Annotated in this window: 12 protein-coding genes; 6 read left to right on the top strand and 6 right to left on the bottom strand. The window is 38.9% G+C overall.

Going from position 1 to position 15,763, the window contains the following annotated elements:
- Positions 1–121: 121 nt before the first annotated feature.
- Positions 122–1,126: a catabolite control protein A gene (gene ccpA, locus AMS59_RS17605; protein ID WP_053485029.1), complete on the top strand. Its 1,005-nt coding sequence runs from the start codon at positions 122–124 to the stop codon at positions 1,124–1,126.
- A 122-nt stretch (positions 1,127–1,248) separates the two neighbouring features.
- Here ccpA and AMS59_RS17600 read toward each other — a convergent pair whose 3' ends face one another.
- Genes AMS59_RS17600 through AMS59_RS17590 form a run of 3 tightly spaced genes read right to left on the bottom strand, consistent with a single transcriptional unit; the run spans position 1,249 to position 3,713 of the window.
- Positions 1,249–2,409 carry an acetoin utilization protein AcuC gene (locus AMS59_RS17600; protein WP_053485028.1) on the bottom strand — a complete coding sequence of 387 codons (1,161 nt, stop codon included), beginning with the start codon at positions 2,407–2,409 and terminating at the stop codon, positions 1,249–1,251.
- Positions 2,406–3,056 carry an acetoin utilization AcuB family protein gene (locus AMS59_RS17595; RefSeq protein WP_053485027.1) on the bottom strand — a complete coding sequence of 217 codons (651 nt, stop codon included), beginning with the start codon at positions 3,054–3,056 and terminating at the stop codon, positions 2,406–2,408. Before AMS59_RS17595 ends, AMS59_RS17600 begins: the two co-directional genes overlap by 4 nt.
- 24 nt (positions 3,057–3,080) lie before the next feature.
- Positions 3,081–3,713, bottom strand: a complete 633-nt coding sequence (locus tag AMS59_RS17590; protein WP_053485122.1) for a GNAT family N-acetyltransferase — start codon at positions 3,711–3,713, stop codon at positions 3,081–3,083.
- A 344-nt stretch (positions 3,714–4,057) separates the two neighbouring features.
- Here AMS59_RS17590 and acsA point away from each other — a divergent pair, with 344 nt between their 5' ends.
- The gene (acsA, locus tag AMS59_RS17585; protein ID WP_369814336.1) at positions 4,058–5,785 is read left to right on the top strand and encodes an acetate--CoA ligase; all 1,728 of its coding nucleotides are present in this window, start codon (positions 4,058–4,060) and stop codon (positions 5,783–5,785) included.
- 97 nt (positions 5,786–5,882) lie between these two features.
- Here the strand turns inward: acsA and AMS59_RS17580 are convergent, their stop codons facing one another.
- Positions 5,883–6,254 carry a hypothetical protein gene (locus tag AMS59_RS17580; protein WP_053485026.1) on the bottom strand — a complete coding sequence of 124 codons (372 nt, stop codon included), beginning with the start codon at positions 6,252–6,254 and terminating at the stop codon, positions 5,883–5,885.
- An 846-nt stretch (positions 6,255–7,100) separates the two neighbouring features.
- Here AMS59_RS17580 and argC point away from each other — a divergent pair.
- The 4 genes from argC (at position 7,101) to AMS59_RS17555 (ending at position 11,477) form a co-directional block, all read left to right on the top strand.
- Positions 7,101–8,135: an N-acetyl-gamma-glutamyl-phosphate reductase gene (gene argC, locus AMS59_RS17570; protein ID WP_053485024.1), complete on the top strand. Its 1,035-nt coding sequence runs from the start codon at positions 7,101–7,103 to the stop codon at positions 8,133–8,135.
- Positions 8,136–8,227: 92 nt separating this feature from the next.
- Positions 8,228–9,460 (top strand): bifunctional glutamate N-acetyltransferase/amino-acid acetyltransferase ArgJ, encoded by a 1,233-nt coding sequence (gene argJ / locus AMS59_RS17565; protein WP_053485023.1) that lies wholly within the window; start codon positions 8,228–8,230, stop codon positions 9,458–9,460.
- Positions 9,423–10,193: an acetylglutamate kinase gene (argB, locus tag AMS59_RS17560; protein WP_053485022.1), complete on the top strand. Its 771-nt coding sequence runs from the start codon at positions 9,423–9,425 to the stop codon at positions 10,191–10,193. The genes argJ and argB overlap by 38 nt, the downstream gene beginning before the upstream one ends.
- Positions 10,194–10,346: 153 nt before the next feature.
- Positions 10,347–11,477 (top strand): acetylornithine transaminase, encoded by a 1,131-nt coding sequence (locus AMS59_RS17555; RefSeq protein ID WP_053485021.1) that lies wholly within the window; start codon positions 10,347–10,349, stop codon positions 11,475–11,477.
- 80 nt (positions 11,478–11,557) lie between these two features.
- Here AMS59_RS17555 and AMS59_RS17550 read toward each other — a convergent pair whose 3' ends face one another.
- Complete coding sequence (locus AMS59_RS17550; RefSeq protein ID WP_053485020.1) at positions 11,558–12,439, bottom strand: NAD-dependent epimerase/dehydratase family protein; 882 nt, start codon at positions 12,437–12,439, stop codon at positions 11,558–11,560.
- A 94-nt stretch (positions 12,440–12,533) separates the two neighbouring features.
- Positions 12,534–15,662: a transglycosylase domain-containing protein gene (locus AMS59_RS17545; RefSeq protein ID WP_053485019.1), complete on the bottom strand. Its 3,129-nt coding sequence runs from the start codon at positions 15,660–15,662 to the stop codon at positions 12,534–12,536.
- Positions 15,663–15,763: the final 101 nt, after the last annotated feature.

The following is a 15,763-nucleotide window of genomic DNA, read 5'->3' as shown; positions in this document are numbered from 1 at the left end:
AATGACTAGAAAAGTACTATTAGTACTAGGTTTTTCTTTTCATGTACATACTGCTTCTTGAAAAGAATATAAAAATTATCGTATGATAAGGCTATAAAAGGAAAAAAGGGAGGCACGTACGATGACTGTTACAATTTATGATGTTGCAAGAGAAGCAAATGTTTCTATGGCAACGGTCTCTCGTGTAGTCAATGGTAATCAAAACGTAAAACCGGCAACACGAAAAAAAGTATTAGACGTAATTGAACGATTAGAGTATCGTCCAAACGCAGTAGCGCGTGGATTAGCAAGTAAGAAAACAACAACAGTTGGCGTGATTATCCCGGATATTGCAAACAATGTTTATGCGGAGCTAGCACGTGGTGTAGAGGATATTGCAACAATGTATCGTTACAATATTATTTTAGCCAACTCTGACCAACATGAAGATAAAGAGCTTCAGTTACTGGATACAATGCTAGGAAAACAGGTTGACGGCATTGTTATGATGAGTGATGAAGTAACTGAAAAAATGCAACAAACTATGGATCATTCACCTGTACCAATTGTGCTTGCGGGTTCAGTAGATGAATCGCAAACAATTGCGACTGTTAACATTGATTATTACCAAGCAGCATATGAGGCGATTACATTACTCATTCAAAATGGCCATAAGAGAATCGCTTTCGTAACAGGTCCGCTTACGTATACTATTAATGGAAAATTCAAACTTGAAGCATATAAAAAAGCCTTACAAGACGCAGGTTTACCTATAGATGTATCACTAATCGCTGCAGAGGAATCAAGCTATGATATGGGCTTAGAGGCTTGGGAAACATTATCCTCACTTGAAAATCCTCCAACTGCTTATTTTGCAGGTAGTGATGAATTAGCAATTGGATTGATTCATGGTGCGCAGGATGCAGGCAAAGATGTACCTGAGGATATCGAAGTGATCAGTTTTGAAAATTCAAAATTAGCACGCATGGTTCGTCCACAGCTAACGAGTGTCGCGTTACCACTGTACGATATCGGTGCTGTTGCAATGCGCTTGTTGACAAAATTGATGAACAAAGAGCCTGTTGAGGACGAAGCGGTTATTTTACCTCATCGTATTGAACATCGACAATCTGTCAAAAGTAAATAACAGTTATAACACGTAAATCTGATAATGGATTTGCGTGTTTTTTTATAGACGGATAGAATGCCAAGAATGACTGATAGAGGACTAAGGTAAAAAAAGCCTCACAATTGTCGTGAGGCATAGAGTTAGACGTGTTTTTCATTGCGAATAATATGAAGCGCTTTGGTTAGCATTTGTGCGTTTTTTTCTTCAATCTCAGCCTTTCGAGGGATTGGCTCATACAATGGATTTGGATCCTCCCAAGTTGGAATAAAAGGCACGGGTGCTTCAGGCTGCCAACGATCTAACCATGCTTGAGGTAGGGGTCCTGTTGATAATTGCTGATCTGTCATTTCAAGCCATAGCATAGACCATGCGCGAGGCACAACACGCCAAATATCATAGCCTCCACCGCCAACGGCAATCCATTTGCCCCCACAATATTCATGTGCTAATTTATGAGCAAGCTTTGGAATTTCTCTATAAATGTTCATTGTTCCATATAAATGTGTTAATGGATCAAAAAAATGTGCATCTGCGCCGTTTTGCGTTAGCACAACATCCGGCTTGAAAAATTCAAAGACTTCTCGCATAGCCTTTTCATATATTTCTAGGAAACTCTCATCTTCTGTAAAAGCATCAATTGGGAAATTGAAAGAAGTGCCGTAGCCCTGTCCATTTCCGCGTTCGGTAATATTACCAGTTCCGGGGAAAAGATAGCGCCCTGTTTCATGAATAGACAATGTACAAACATCTGGATCTTCATAAAAACTCCATTGCACCCCATCCCCATGATGGGCATCGGTATCTACATAAAGTACACGAGCGTTGTATTTTTCCTGCAAATAGCGAATGGCTACTGTACTATCGTTATAAATACAAAAACCTGATGCACGGCCACGGAAGCCATGATGTAGCCCTCCACCTAGATTGAGGGCGTGCTCGGCTTTTCCTTCCATAACATAATCGACAGCAGTTAATGTTCCACCGACAAGCTGTGCACTTGCTTCGTGCATATTTTCAAAAATAGGTGTATCTTCGGTGCCTATGCCGTAGCTTTCACATTGTGCCTCAGAAAGCTCACCATGTCCTGCTTTTTTAACGATTTCAATATATTTTGGATCATGTGCAAGTAAAAGCTCATCCTCTGTAGCAACACGAGCTGGAACAATATCTAAATCATCAAGAGCGTCTATATTTTTTAACAAATCCATTGTAAGCGTCAAGCGTTTATGATTGAAAGGATGGGTATCTGAAAATTTATATCCGAGTTGCTCTGGCGAGTAAACAAATACTGCTTTTTTCATTGTAACGAAACACCTGGTAAATTAGGCCATAAAACATCAAAGCCTTCTTTACGTAGATTTTCAATCATAGCTAGTGGATTCAATGTTTTTACCCGGATACTTAAAATTTTGTTTTGAGTATTTTCAGAATCAGGATAAACTAAGACGCTTTGGACATTTACATGATGTTCATGAAAGATCTTTGTAATCTCAAATAATATTCCTGGCGTATCGGATACACGGATTTCAATTTTTGAGCCAGGTTCAGTGGCACCAGTTAACTCTATATATGTATAGAGTAAATCTGTGGTAGTGACAATTCCAACTAATTTTCCTCCAGAGACAATTGGTAAGCAGCCTACTTTGGATTCATAAAAAGTAAGAGCTACTTCTTCTACAAAATCAAGTGGATGACCGACAAGTGGTTTTTTAATCATAATTTCTTCCACTTTTGCATTAAAAACTGGAGAATTAGGTTCATCCCGTAACGAGGAAGGCAAGGCCTCTTTAATATTTCGTTCAGTGATAACCCCAAGAACGTGATGCTCCTCATCTACAACTGGCACATGACGTACTTTTTTCTCACGCATTAACTTCAGCGCTTCAAACACTGTATTTGTCGGAGCCAGCGTGTAGGGCTCATCATTCATAATTTCTTCTACGATCATATACTCAATCCCCTTTGTGTTGGTTTAATACATGAAGCGATTTCTAAAACGAAGTCTATCAAATCTTTCTATTGTCTCAGGAGGGACGCGCTTGCCTTCACGTGCCATCAGGCAGTTAGCAGGATGTGATGTGATCTCAGGGTCATCTGTTGCAAAATATTCGAAGTTGGCAGAGCCCATCATTTTCTCCATCATTTTGCGATAATCCCAAACATTTAAACCAGTCCCTTTTAAATCCCAATGCCAATAATATTCGGTAGTGATAACAAGATAGTCTTCCATTTCATCTCCCATAAAAGACACAGCTAGTAGTGCCTTACCAGCACCTGTACCACGATAGTCTGGAATGACTTCAATAGCACCTAGCTCAATCATGTTATCAATTCGATCTTCCGCCCATCGTTCGAGTGGATCGGGATATAAATAAGTGACGTAGCCTACAATAATGTTTTCATTTCGAATAATAATAATTCGTCCTTCAGGAAGTCCTGCAATTTCTATAATGGCTTGCTGCTGTTGCTTTGGAGGTCTAAAAGCAACCAAGCCTTCGTGGAATGAATATGTAGCTAATTTTTCTGGAGGAACAGGTCCTTCCACATACACAGTACCATGCTTAGTTTCCTTTGTGACAGAAAAAAAAGTTTTTTTATGTTCCATAATTACACCACCTGAGTTTAATAATTCCATTATAGCTGATTTCCTGCGGAAAAACGCTATCTTTTGCAAAATATACCTGTGTTTTTAGAAAAATAAAAATATTAAGACATTCTCAGTGAATTCGTGTAAAATATATTTATCTGCATCTGTTATTCAACAGATGAATGTAGTGTAAATAAGCATTCGTTAATTTTACACTATCTAAACTGTTGTATAACAATTGCTACGAAACGTAATTGTCTTTGGAGAAGGTGGCGGATTTTGAAGGGGGAAAATAATGAAATTTACAATTTGAAATTTGCTTACTAATGTACTAAAGCGATAGCAAAGAAAGGGGTAGTTTCATGGGGATGAAAATGTTGGAGAAGTTGAATGCTTTACCGAGGCAATATAATTTGCCTAATTATGAGGGAGCTGCAGCAACACATGATTGGGCAGAGACAGAAAAGGGATTTAGTTGGTATGAAACAGGTCTTGTGAATATGGCGTATGAGGCAATTGACCGTCATACAGAAACGCATCGAAAAAACAAAGTTGCACTTTATTTTAATGATGGTAAGCGTAAAGAAGCTTATTCTTTCAATGAAATGAAAAAGCTGACAAATAAAGCGGCAAATGTTTTTAAGGCAGCAACAAATTTAGAGAAAGGTGATCGATTATTTATTTTCATGCCACGTTCACCTGAACTTTATTTTTCATTATTAGGCGCTTTGAAAATGGGTGTTATTGTAGGTCCATTATTTGAGGCATTTATGGAGGGTGCTGTTTATGACAGACTTGTAGATAGTGAAGCTAAAGTGTTAGTGACAACACCAGAGTTACTTGAACGTGTACCTTTAGAAAAGCTACCACATTTGCAGCATGTCTTTTTAGTAGGAACTGATATAGAAGAAACAACACAAATTTTAGATTTTAATAGACGCTTGAAAGAAGCATCTTCTCAATTCGACATTGAATGGGTGGATAGAGAGGATGGCATGATTCTTCATTATACTTCTGGGTCAACTGGAGCTCCAAAGGGCGTATTGCATGTTCATAACGCAATGCTTCAACAATATCAATCAACGCAATGGGTACTAGATTTGCGTGAAGATGATATTTACTGGTGTACCGCAGATCCAGGATGGGTAACAGGAACAGCATATGGAATTTTTGGTCCATGGTTAAATGGTGCCACAATGCTAATTGTTGGTGGAAGATTCTCACCACAAGCTTGGTATCAAGCAATTGAGGATTATAGTGTAACAGTTTGGTATAGTGCACCGACCGCTTTTAGAATGTTAATGGGTGCTGGTAGTGGTATGCTTGCGAATTATGATCTATCTTCGTTACGTCACGTGTTATCTGTTGGTGAGCCGTTAAATCCAGAGGTAATTCGTTGGGGTATTGATGAGCTAGGACACCGTATTCATGATACGTGGTGGATGACAGAAACTGGTGCCCATATGATTTGTAACTATCCTTCTATGGATATTAAGCCAGGGTCGATGGGAAAACCATTACCAGGAATTCATGCGACGATAGTTGATGATGCTGGCAATGAAGTACCACCTTTTACAATGGGAAATTTAGCAGTTCGACGTGGTTGGCCTGCAATGATGCGTCAAATTTGGGGAAATCCTGAGCGTTATGAATCTTATTTCTTAAAAGGTGAATGGTATGTGTCTGGAGACTCTGCCTATATGGATGATGATGGTTACTTCTGGTTCCAAGGGCGTGTAGATGATGTAATTATGACAGCTGGTGAGCGAGTAGGCCCTTTCGAAGTAGAAAGTAAACTACTAGAGCATCCTGATATAGTAGAGGCAGGGGTAATCGGAAAGCCGGATCCTGTACGAGGTGAAATTATTAAAGCCTTTGTATCATTACGTGAGGGTGTTGAACCTTCAGATGCATTGATTGAGGATATTCGTAATTTTGTTAAAAAGGGCTTATCTGCACACGCAGCACCACGTGAAATCGAATTTAAGGATAAGCTACCAAAAACACGTAGTGGTAAGATTATGCGTCGTGTGTTAAAGGCGTGGGAGTTAAATTTACCAACTGGTGATCTATCAACGATGGAAGATTAATTATAAGAAGCAGGAATTTATTCGGTTGACGAAAAATTCCTGCTTTCTTTTTTGAAAAAAGTAAAACTTCATTCAACATAGTTTTTGCGGGTTAGGATCAGCCCTCTAAAAGCGCCTTATATAATATTTGTTTACCATCTATTTCGACAATAATCGTGTAAGTGTCATGATTATTTGTAGCGAAAATTTCAGATCCAATTGGCAATTTAGTAGCATAAAAGTCTTTGAAAAATAAAGTGGATGTCGTCGTTTTTTTTATTACTCCGATTTTGTCTCCTCTTATAAAATTATTCTTTATTAGAGATTCTTGATCGGCTGCTTTTATATAGATTAAATGATCAAATTGTAAAATATCTGCTTGGGCATCTTCTTTAAGAATAGTTTTTGCTGTTGGATTGTCTGGTATAACTGAAGAACATCCTGTTAGTACTAATAGAAATAGGAAAGAATATACTAATATTTTTTGCATAATAATACATCTCCTTTCAAATAGAAAGAACGTCTTACTCTAAGTTTTTAGAGAAATTGGTTTCCTCACTTTATACCTCCTAGAAAAAAACGTATTAATATTATTTCAGGTGTGTTGATTAACCATTTTTATACATCCAAAGAGGCTGATTTCCGCTACGGGCTACTCGCTTTCCTGCGGGCGAGCGTCGAGCCGCTTCCTCCGCTTCGCTCCGTGCAGGGTCTCGTCTGTCTCGCTTTCCCGCGGGAGTCGAGTAGCCCTACGCTACAATCAGTTAAAATGGAAATATATTGGCAAAGTGGTAACGAAAAAATCCTTTTATCGCTCAATAATAAACTTATTTTTTCCTAATCAACACGCCTGATATTATTTAATACAATAATATTAAAAAGATAAGTAAGTAAATATAACTATTTTATTTACTTAGAGCTTATCATCAAAAGTTGGAGATGACATTTGTTAAATCGTATGCCATGTATATTAGTTGATTGGAGTGGAGACTGGACGCCCTCAGGAAGCTTTGCTCTGTGCGAAAGCAAAGCGACAGCAACAAATGTTTTAACTGTGCGAAAGCAAAGCGACAGCAACAAATGTTTTAACTATGCGAAAGCGAAGCGACAGCAACAAATGTTTTAACTGTGCGAAAGCGAAGCGACAGCAACAAATGTTTTAACTGTGCGAAAGCGAAGCGACAGCAACAAAGCGCCCGGTTGGAACGGAAATCAACCCCGCGTTATGATGATGATCAATAAAGCTTGCAAAAAATTCAAATATAAATAAAAATTCAGTTGACTTAATAAATATGCAGACGTATACTAATTTTAACTTATTTCAGAGGTGAGTGCATTGAAAGTAGGAATTGTTGGTGCAACCGGATATGGTGGCTTAGAGCTTATTCGATTTTTACATAATCATAAAGCGGTGGAGCGGATTGATTTATTCACATCTTCGGAAGAGGGAGTCATTTTTTCTTCTAAGTTTGGTCATCTCGTTCATATTGCCGATACACCTTTACAAAAAATTGATTATGGGGCTTTAGAGAAATTTGATGTTGTCTTTACAAGTACGCCTTCAGGGGTAACGAGTGAGTTATTACCTCCGTTGGTAGGTAAAGGTCCTAAATTAATAGACTTGTCTGGTGACTTCCGTTTACAAGACCCAGCGAGCTATGAAGCATGGTACGGTAAAAAAGCGGCGCCATTGGAAATCATTCAACAAAGTGTATATGGCTTAACTGAATGGAATACAGAAAATGTTCAACGTGCTCCTCTTATCGCAAATCCAGGGTGCTATCCGACAGCGGTTTTACTGTCGTTGTTACCATTGCTAAAAGAACGATTGATTGATTCGAGCTTTTTAGTGATTGATGCGAAAAGTGGAATTTCAGGGGCTGGAAATAAGCCATCACAAACAACGCATTTTAGTGAGGTAAATGAAAGCTTTTCAATTTATAAAACGAATACACATCAGCATATACCAGAAATCGAGCAGGCCATTTCAATGTTTGCAGGGATTGATACAACCATTTCTTTTAATACTCATTTAGTGCCAATGACTAGAGGGATTTTATCTACCTCATATGCACCTGTTATGTCTGGTGTTACAGAGCAGCAGCTAGTAGCTTGTTTACAGAGTGCCTATGAAAAGCATCCGTTTGTGCGGATTATTACAGATGTAAATAGTCTAGGAACAAATCGCGTTAAAGGTTCAAACTATTGCGATATTTTTGTGAAGGTAGATACCCGTACGAATCGTGCCACAATTGTTGGCGTTATCGATAATTTAGTCAAAGGGGCTGCAGGGCAAGCCATTCAAAATATGAATGTTCAATTTGATTTACCACAAACGACAGGATTAGATGTCGTTCCATTCTTTCTGTAACGTATATTAGCGAATCTTTTATGTAGCGAAAGCAGAGCGTGAACTACTCTTGTATGCCAAGGAAAATTGATTAACCAAGGAGGAAAGATTTTATGACATTATTAGCATCCGCAAGTATTATGAAAAAATTATCAAGTAAAAATATTGTTTCGCCAAAGGGCTTTAAAGCTGCAGGTTTACATTGTGGTTTAAAGCATAAGAAAAAGGATTTAGCTGTATTAGTCAGTGAAGTACCAGCGAGTGTAGCAGGTGTTTTTACAACGAATGCTGTGCAGGCAGCACCATTGAAAGTAACGCAAGCGGTTGTCTACGCAACGAAGAAAATGCAAGCGATGATTGTCAACTCTGGAAATGCTAATGCATGTACAGGGAAGCAAGGGGCGAAGGATGCACAAACAATGCAGGCCCTAATGGCAGAAAAGCTTGGTATAGAGGCAAATTTAGTAGGTGTGTGCTCAACGGGTGTTATCGGTGAAATTATGAATATGGAGCCAGTGGCAAATGGGATAAATCAATTAGAGCCAAAAGGTAGTTTAGAAAGTGCTATTGATTTTGCACAAGCGATTATGACAACAGATACGGTTATGAAAAACACTAGCTACAGCACTATTGTTGATGGTAAAGAGGTTATTATCGCTGGGGTAGCAAAAGGTTCAGGTATGATTGAACCAAATATGGCAACGATGCTAGGTTTTATTACAACGGATGCACATATTGAATCAGATGTCCTACAGGCTACATTATCTGATATAACAAATTTGACTTTTAATGCAATTACTGTAGATGGGGATACGTCTACAAATGACACAGTAGTTGTGATGGCAAACGGCTTAGCGGGTAATGAAGCTTTAACTCCTAATCATCCAGATTGGCAAAACTTCTACTATACATTGAAAACAGTAGCTCAAGACTTAGCGAAAATGATAGCCAAAGATGGTGAGGGTGCAACAAAGCTGATTGAGGCTGAAGTTGAAGGGGCAATTTCGGATGAAGAGGCGCGTAAAATTGCTAAAACAGTAGTTGGTTCACCGCTTGTGAAAACGGCAGTATTTGGCTGTGATGCAAACTGGGGACGTATTATTGCCGCTGTAGGCTATAGTGGCGCAACGGTTGATCCAGAAAGAATCACGATTCAAATTGGTGGTGTAACAATGGTTGAAAACGGTGAGCCAGTTCCATTTTCAGAGGATGAGTTAATTCGAATTTTAAAAATGCATGAAGTGAAAATTTATGTGTCACTTGGTATTGGGGAAGGCAAGGGACATGCTTGGGGATGTGACCTAACTTATGACTACGTTCAAATCAATGCCTCATACCGCTCGTAAACGAATGGTCATTAAGCTGGGTGGTAGTACGCTAGAAGGCTTAAATGAATCGTTTTTTGAGAATTTTAAAAAACTCCAAGAGAGCGGTGTAGAGCTTATTATTACCCATGGCGGTGGCCCGGCTATTAACCGTGAACTAGCGGTGCGCGGTATAGAATCACATGCTTTAAACGGTATTCGTGTCACGAGTGAAGCTGCAATTGATATTGTACAGTCAACGTTAATAGGAAAGGTCAATCCTGCGCTTGTTCATGAATTAACAACGGCTGGTATTGCTGCAATTGGTTTAAACGGCTTTGATGGTCAGCTAATTGTAGCAGACTATCTAGACAAAGATGTATACGGTTTTGTTGGTGAAGTAAAAACCGTCAATACATCTTTGCTAGAAGCATTAATTAGTGTAGGGGTTGTACCGGTTATTGCTTGTGTTGGTGCAAATGAACATGGTCAGGCATTAAATATTAATGGGGATACGGTAGCAAGTGAAATAGCACTAGCTATAGATGCAGATAGTTTATTACTTGTAACGGACGTAAGTGGTATTCGCATTAACGATGAATATCAATCGCAAGCAACACCTTCCTTCATCAATCAATGGATTGAGGAGGGGCATATTTATGGTGGTATGATACCAAAAGTCCAAGGAGCTCTCGAATGCTTAAGTGCAGGTATTCCATCAGTGCAAATTGTTGGGGAATCGCTTGTAGGTACGACGATTTTATCCGGGGGATGAAGAAAACCTGAATGAATAAAGTTTCCCTTCATCCCCGCTCAGTAACAGTCATTCTTCTTCATAGATAAGGTGACCGTTCTAATGGCATAGAAGTCGCAATATAGTTGTTTAGAGAAGATGATTGTTAGAGAAAAATTAGTAGGAGTTGATAAAATGAGTGCTTTATTTGGAAACTATGGCAAACGCCGCGCCCAAATTGTCAAAGGGCAAGGAACTGTTGTTGAAGATTCTGCTGGAAAAAAATATTTAGATTTTACAAGCGGGATTGCTGTAGTGAGTCTTGGTCATGCACATCCTGCGATTGTAAAGGCTATTCATGATCAAAGTCAAAAGCTTTGGCATATTTCAAATTTATTTGATATTCCTGGTCAGGAAAAGGTTGCGCAAAAGTTAATAGCCAATACACATTTTTCTTATGCATTTTTCTGTAATAGTGGTGCGGAAGCGAATGAAGCGGCCATCAAGCTTGCACGTAAGCATACAGGGAAAAATCATATTATAACTTTTGAGAAATCCTTTCATGGGCGAACTTTTGGAGCGATGTCCGCAACAGGTCAGGGCAAGATACATAATGGCTTCGGACCACTTGTTGAAAAATTTACGATTCTTCCTTTTAATGATGTGGCAGCACTTGAAGCAACGATTGATGATTCTGTCGCAGCAATTATGCTGGAAATGATTCAAGGTGAGGGTGGTGTTAACAGCGTATCACCAGAATTCGCAGCAGCAATCGCAAAAGCTTGTGACGACAAAGGAATATTACTAATTATCGATGAAGTTCAAACAGGTATTGGACGAACAGGAACAAGATATGCCTATGAGCAGACGGTTTTAAAACCAAATATCGTGACATTGGCAAAAGGTCTAGGTGGTGGTTTCCCAGTCGGTGGGATGCTTGGAACAGCCGAACTATTTGATACATTTAGTCCTGGCACACATGGAACAACATTCGGTGGGAATCCGCTTGCGATGAGTGTTGCTGAAACTGTGCTTGATCATGTCTTTGAAACTGCATTTTTACAAAATGTACAGGAGCTATCTACGTATTTTGTTAAGCAATTGAAAGCGAATCTACCTTCTACGTATACGGTACAGGGCCAGGGCTTACTTCTTGGCATTGGCTGTGGCGATACTGAGGTAGCCTCGTATATAGCTGCGGCGGAGGAAAACGGCTTATTATTAGTAGGTGCAGGGCCAAACGTTATTCGTCTATTACCTCCATTAACCGTTTCAAAAGTAGAAATCGATGAAGCAGTTGCAATATTAAAAACGATACTGTTATAGTATCTGGACAATTAAATACGATGAAAATGAATCTGCTAGACTTTCTTTAGAGAAGTCTAGCAGATTTTTAATGGCCTAGCCTATTGTAGCTCTTTTACTAATGTTTTCACTAGAGTAGGGAGCCAATCATGAAGTTGACTAAATGTAAAGCCTGCCGCTTCTGCTTTTGTAGTTGACATATACCAATCTGCTGAAACCCCATATGGTGATTGAGACTTTTCATCGCCACCTACTAGAGAAATTTTTGCATGCTTTCCGGTTGTTTCTTCAATAAGCCCGAGCAAATCTTTTACCGAAATTGCACCTGCAGCTGTTGCATTATAAGGTCCTTCAATTGGTGTAATACCAGCAAAATACAAAAATGCAGCTGCTTCGTCATCCGTAATAAAGCTCATCTTCGCTTCGATATTTGGTAATGAAATAGGTTGTTCCTGTAAAACTCGTTCAACATGAAAATGTAAACGGCGTGTATAGTCGTTCTCACCCATAACAATCGGGAAACGTACAGCGACAACAGGGAACGTAGCCTTTTTGAAAAGTACTGCCTCTGCTTGACGCTTACCCTCACTATATGAAAAATCTTCACGGTTCCCCATCCGAACTTCATAATCATATGGATTAAAATCTTCTTCTGTTTTGACAATGCCATCTATTTCGTAGGTGGATAGGGTAGATGTAAAAATAAGCTTTTTCGTTTTATCTTCTAAAATTTCACATATTTTAAGAGCTTCGTTAGGTGAGTAGCAAATATTATCATAGACAATATCCCATGTTGTACTTGATAGTGCCTGTGACAACGAATCGGCATCATCTCGATTAACAATTAGCTGCTTCACCTTTGTACCAAAAGGATTTCCACTTTGTCCACGTGTTAAAATAGTTACACTATGCCCATTTTGAAGACAGCGTTCAACAAGCTTTTTACCAAAAAAGCGAGTGCCTCCTAAAACTAAAATGTTCAATTATTTCCACCCCTTCAAATTTGTAGTCTCCTTTATCATGACAAAAAAACAGGCATACTACAATTAATTTTTAATCGTAGTATGCCATGCTTGTTTATTGTTTTTTAGGTGGATCAGGCGGTGGAGTTGTATTTCCGTTGTTTCCTCCATTAGAGCCATTCCCGTTATTTCCGGAACCATTACCATTATTAGAGCCATTTCCAGTATTTCCGGAACCGCTGCCGTTATTGGAGCCATTTCCAGTGTTTCCGGAACCGCTGCCGTTATTAGAACCATTTCCAGTGTTTCCGGAACCGTTCCCGTTATTGGAGCCATTTTCGGTGTTTCCAGAACCGTTACCGCTATTGGAGCCATTCCCGTTATTACCATCAGACCCACCGCCATTTTCTGAGCCGTTTCCATTTTGGTTCGAGTCATTATCGTCAGTAGGTGGTGTAGTTGGTGGGACCTCTTTTTGCTTGTCTTTTTCAGGCTCTTTTTTAGTTGCGCTACCACCCGTAGAAACGGTATTGGATTGCGATGAAGTTAAACCTGTAATATCAACAGCGACAACAACATAGGCTTGCCCACTTGCTACAGTCATGCTTTGTGATGATTCATGCACTGATCCGACAAGAGTTCTACCACCGTTTGTAACTTTATATATTCGATAACCGACTACATCATTTGAAGAGCCTGTCCAAGATAATCTATTGCCATTAATTGAAGCAGTTACTGCTGCTGGCGAATTATTATCTACAGGGAAATCAACAGATGATACCGATGAATTCGATAATGTCGAATTTTTTGGTAATAGGCTGGCTGGGTTACCGCCAAGTCTGCCTAGCATTCGTTTAATAAATGCTTGATTAATACCTGCGCCACCTGGTTTTACAAATTCGGGTGGTGTGTTACGAAGTGCATTATAGGTTTTACCTTTAATCGTAACAACGCTTGAGGAAGCTAAGCTATCATCAGGCTGTGAAGGTAAAAATACTTTCGCGTTAAACAAGTCAGAGCGCACGAGACCAGCATTAGCACATGCTGCAGAAGGCGCTAAACCAGAAATACCACAGAATGATGCATTGACAACGTTTTTCGGTTGCTTAAATCTAGTTTTAGGGGCAATTAATTGTGGATCGACATCATACACAGAATTCATTAATGTTCCCCATAGCTTGTTAATTCGCACACTAGGCTTCTGATACGTATTATTAAATGTATACAGTGATTGATTGTTATCATAACCCATCCATACACCAAGAGAAACATTCGGGTTATAGCCAACTAGCCAAACGTCTTTATAATTTTGTGAAGTACCTGTTTTGGCAGCAAAGTCAGCAGAGAATTTAAGTGAATTTTTTGCAACTGTACCTGTTCCTTTTGTTAACACATCTCGTAACATATCTGTCACGATATAAGAAGTTTCAGGACTAAACACTTGTTCAGGTTTAACTTCGTGTTTATAGATGATATTTCCATTTTGGTCTTCAATTTTATCAATCATATAAGCGTCAATGAATTGTCCGCCGTTAGCGAAGGTTGCATAGGCATTAGTGTTCTCTTCAACAGTAATACCATCTTTTACTCCCCCAATTCCGGCTGCAAGGTTTGTGAAGTCATCAGGCTGTAAAGTTGTGATCCCCATTTTTTCTAAATAATCGGCAGGACGTCTGTTAAGAATATCATAATATAGACGTAAAGCAGATAAGTTTTGTGAATCAGCTAATGCTTCACGTGCAGGTATAAGTCCTCGTTCATCATTAGTAATATAGTTGCTCGGACTCCAACTGCCAACAGAGAATTTTACGTCAACTAATGGGCTACCTGCACCGATTACACCGTATTCTATTGCAGGTGCATATACGAGTAAAGGCTTCATTGTTGAGCCATTTGAGCGTTTTGCCTGTGTAGCGTAGTTATAACTTTTTAATTCAAAATCACGACCACCGACAAAGCTTAAAATACGTCCAGTATTATTTTCAATTAAAATACTGCCAACCTGTACAGGCATTTCAACATCAACTTCTTCACCTGTTGCAGGATCCTTGTCTTTAACGGTGTAAGTATGACCGTAATTTTTAAAGTTTTCCGCTGCTTTTTGCATCGAATCGTACATATCCTTATTAATAGTTGAATAGATACGATAACCTTTTGAGCGGACATCACGATCTGCTAGAATCATATACTTGTCTTTTAATTTTTTTTCATTTTTTAAGCGTTCTGGATCAATACCATCTTCTACTGCTAGTTTTTCAGCAATAATTTCTGTCGCGCGACTTTCAAGCTCATACGTTAGCCATGGGTAGCGATCCTCCGTGCGCATCTCTGGTGAACGGAAGTCAGCAGTAATATCATAAGCGAGTGCTTCTTTATATTGAGCTTCGTTAATGTAACCTGCGTCTTTCATACGATAAAGTACAATTTTCATACGATCAATACCCAGTTGAAGTGCTTCTTTACTTTTAAGTACACCTGAATTTGTAAAAGGTGTGTAAGTAAAAGGTGATTGAGGAATACCAGCTATATACGCTGCTTGAGGAAGCGATAAATCCTTTGCTTTTACATTGAAAATACCTTCAGCAGCTGTTTCAACTCCTGCAATGTTTCGACCGGAAGAGTTACGACCATAAGGAACTATGTTTAAATAGGCCTCTAAAATTTCTTCCTTTGACATAAAGTGTTCTATACGCATAGCAAGTAAAAGTTCTTTGGCTTTTCGTTCATAAGATACTTCGTTTGTTAACACTTGGTTTTTAATAAGCTGCTGTGTTAATGTAGAACCACCAGTTTGAGTGGAAGAGTTTGTTACGTCTTGAAGTAGCCCGCGGATGACAGCCTTCGGAACTATTCCGTTATGTTCACGGAAATACTCATCCTCTGTCGCTAATACCGCATTAACAACATCAGGTGCGACCTCGTTTAATGTTGTTACTCGACGGTCTAAATCTGTACGTAATTTTCCGATATAAATATCGTTGGCAAAATAAATCTCACTTGTTGAATCGTAGTTAAAAATTTCATTTCGTAATTCTTGCTTTGACCGTAGTGGCTCTTCTTTTACAAGTGACGCAAAATAGCCAGCGCCAACTGAACCGGCAAATACAGTACCTACCAATGCAAAGACTAAAAATAGTAAAAATAAGTTCCAGGTAACACTTCCTGAAATACGTAATTTCTTCATCCATTTTTGTTGAATTAATTCATCGATCTTTGCATTGATTTTCTCAATCCAATCTTTCAATGTATCGACCTCCTAAAATCTTGTCTATTATAGCACATATTGATTTAGGTCGAACATAGTTATTGACAATGAAAAAGATTCGTATAGAATAATGCTTATAG

It is taken from the genome of Lysinibacillus sp. FJAT-14745 (assembly GCF_001275675.1).
Lineage (GTDB): Bacteria > Bacillota > Bacilli > Bacillales_A > Planococcaceae > Lysinibacillus.
The sequence above is the reverse complement of the archived record's forward strand: the minus strand, read 5'-3'. Positions and strand labels throughout refer to the sequence as shown.

Coding starts and splice junctions, on each gene's coding strand:
- ccpA (WP_053485029.1), top strand. CDS start 122: ATGACTGTTACAATTTATGATGTTGCAAGAGAAGCAAATGTTTCTATG.
- AMS59_RS17600 (WP_053485028.1), bottom strand. CDS start 2,409: ATGAAAAAAGCAGTATTTGTTTACTCGCCAGAGCAACTCGGATATAAA.
- AMS59_RS17595 (WP_053485027.1), bottom strand. CDS start 3,056: ATGATCGTAGAAGAAATTATGAATGATGAGCCCTACACGCTGGCTCCG.
- AMS59_RS17590 (WP_053485122.1), bottom strand. CDS start 3,713: ATGGAACATAAAAAAACTTTTTTTTCTGTCACAAAGGAAACTAAGCAT.
- acsA (WP_369814336.1), top strand. CDS start 4,058: ATGGGGATGAAAATGTTGGAGAAGTTGAATGCTTTACCGAGGCAATAT.
- AMS59_RS17580 (WP_053485026.1), bottom strand. CDS start 6,254: ATGCAAAAAATATTAGTATATTCTTTCCTATTTCTATTAGTACTAACA.
- argJ (WP_053485023.1), top strand. CDS start 8,228: ATGACATTATTAGCATCCGCAAGTATTATGAAAAAATTATCAAGTAAA.
- argB (WP_053485022.1), top strand. CDS start 9,423: ATGACTACGTTCAAATCAATGCCTCATACCGCTCGTAAACGAATGGTC.
- AMS59_RS17555 (WP_053485021.1), top strand. CDS start 10,347: ATGAGTGCTTTATTTGGAAACTATGGCAAACGCCGCGCCCAAATTGTC.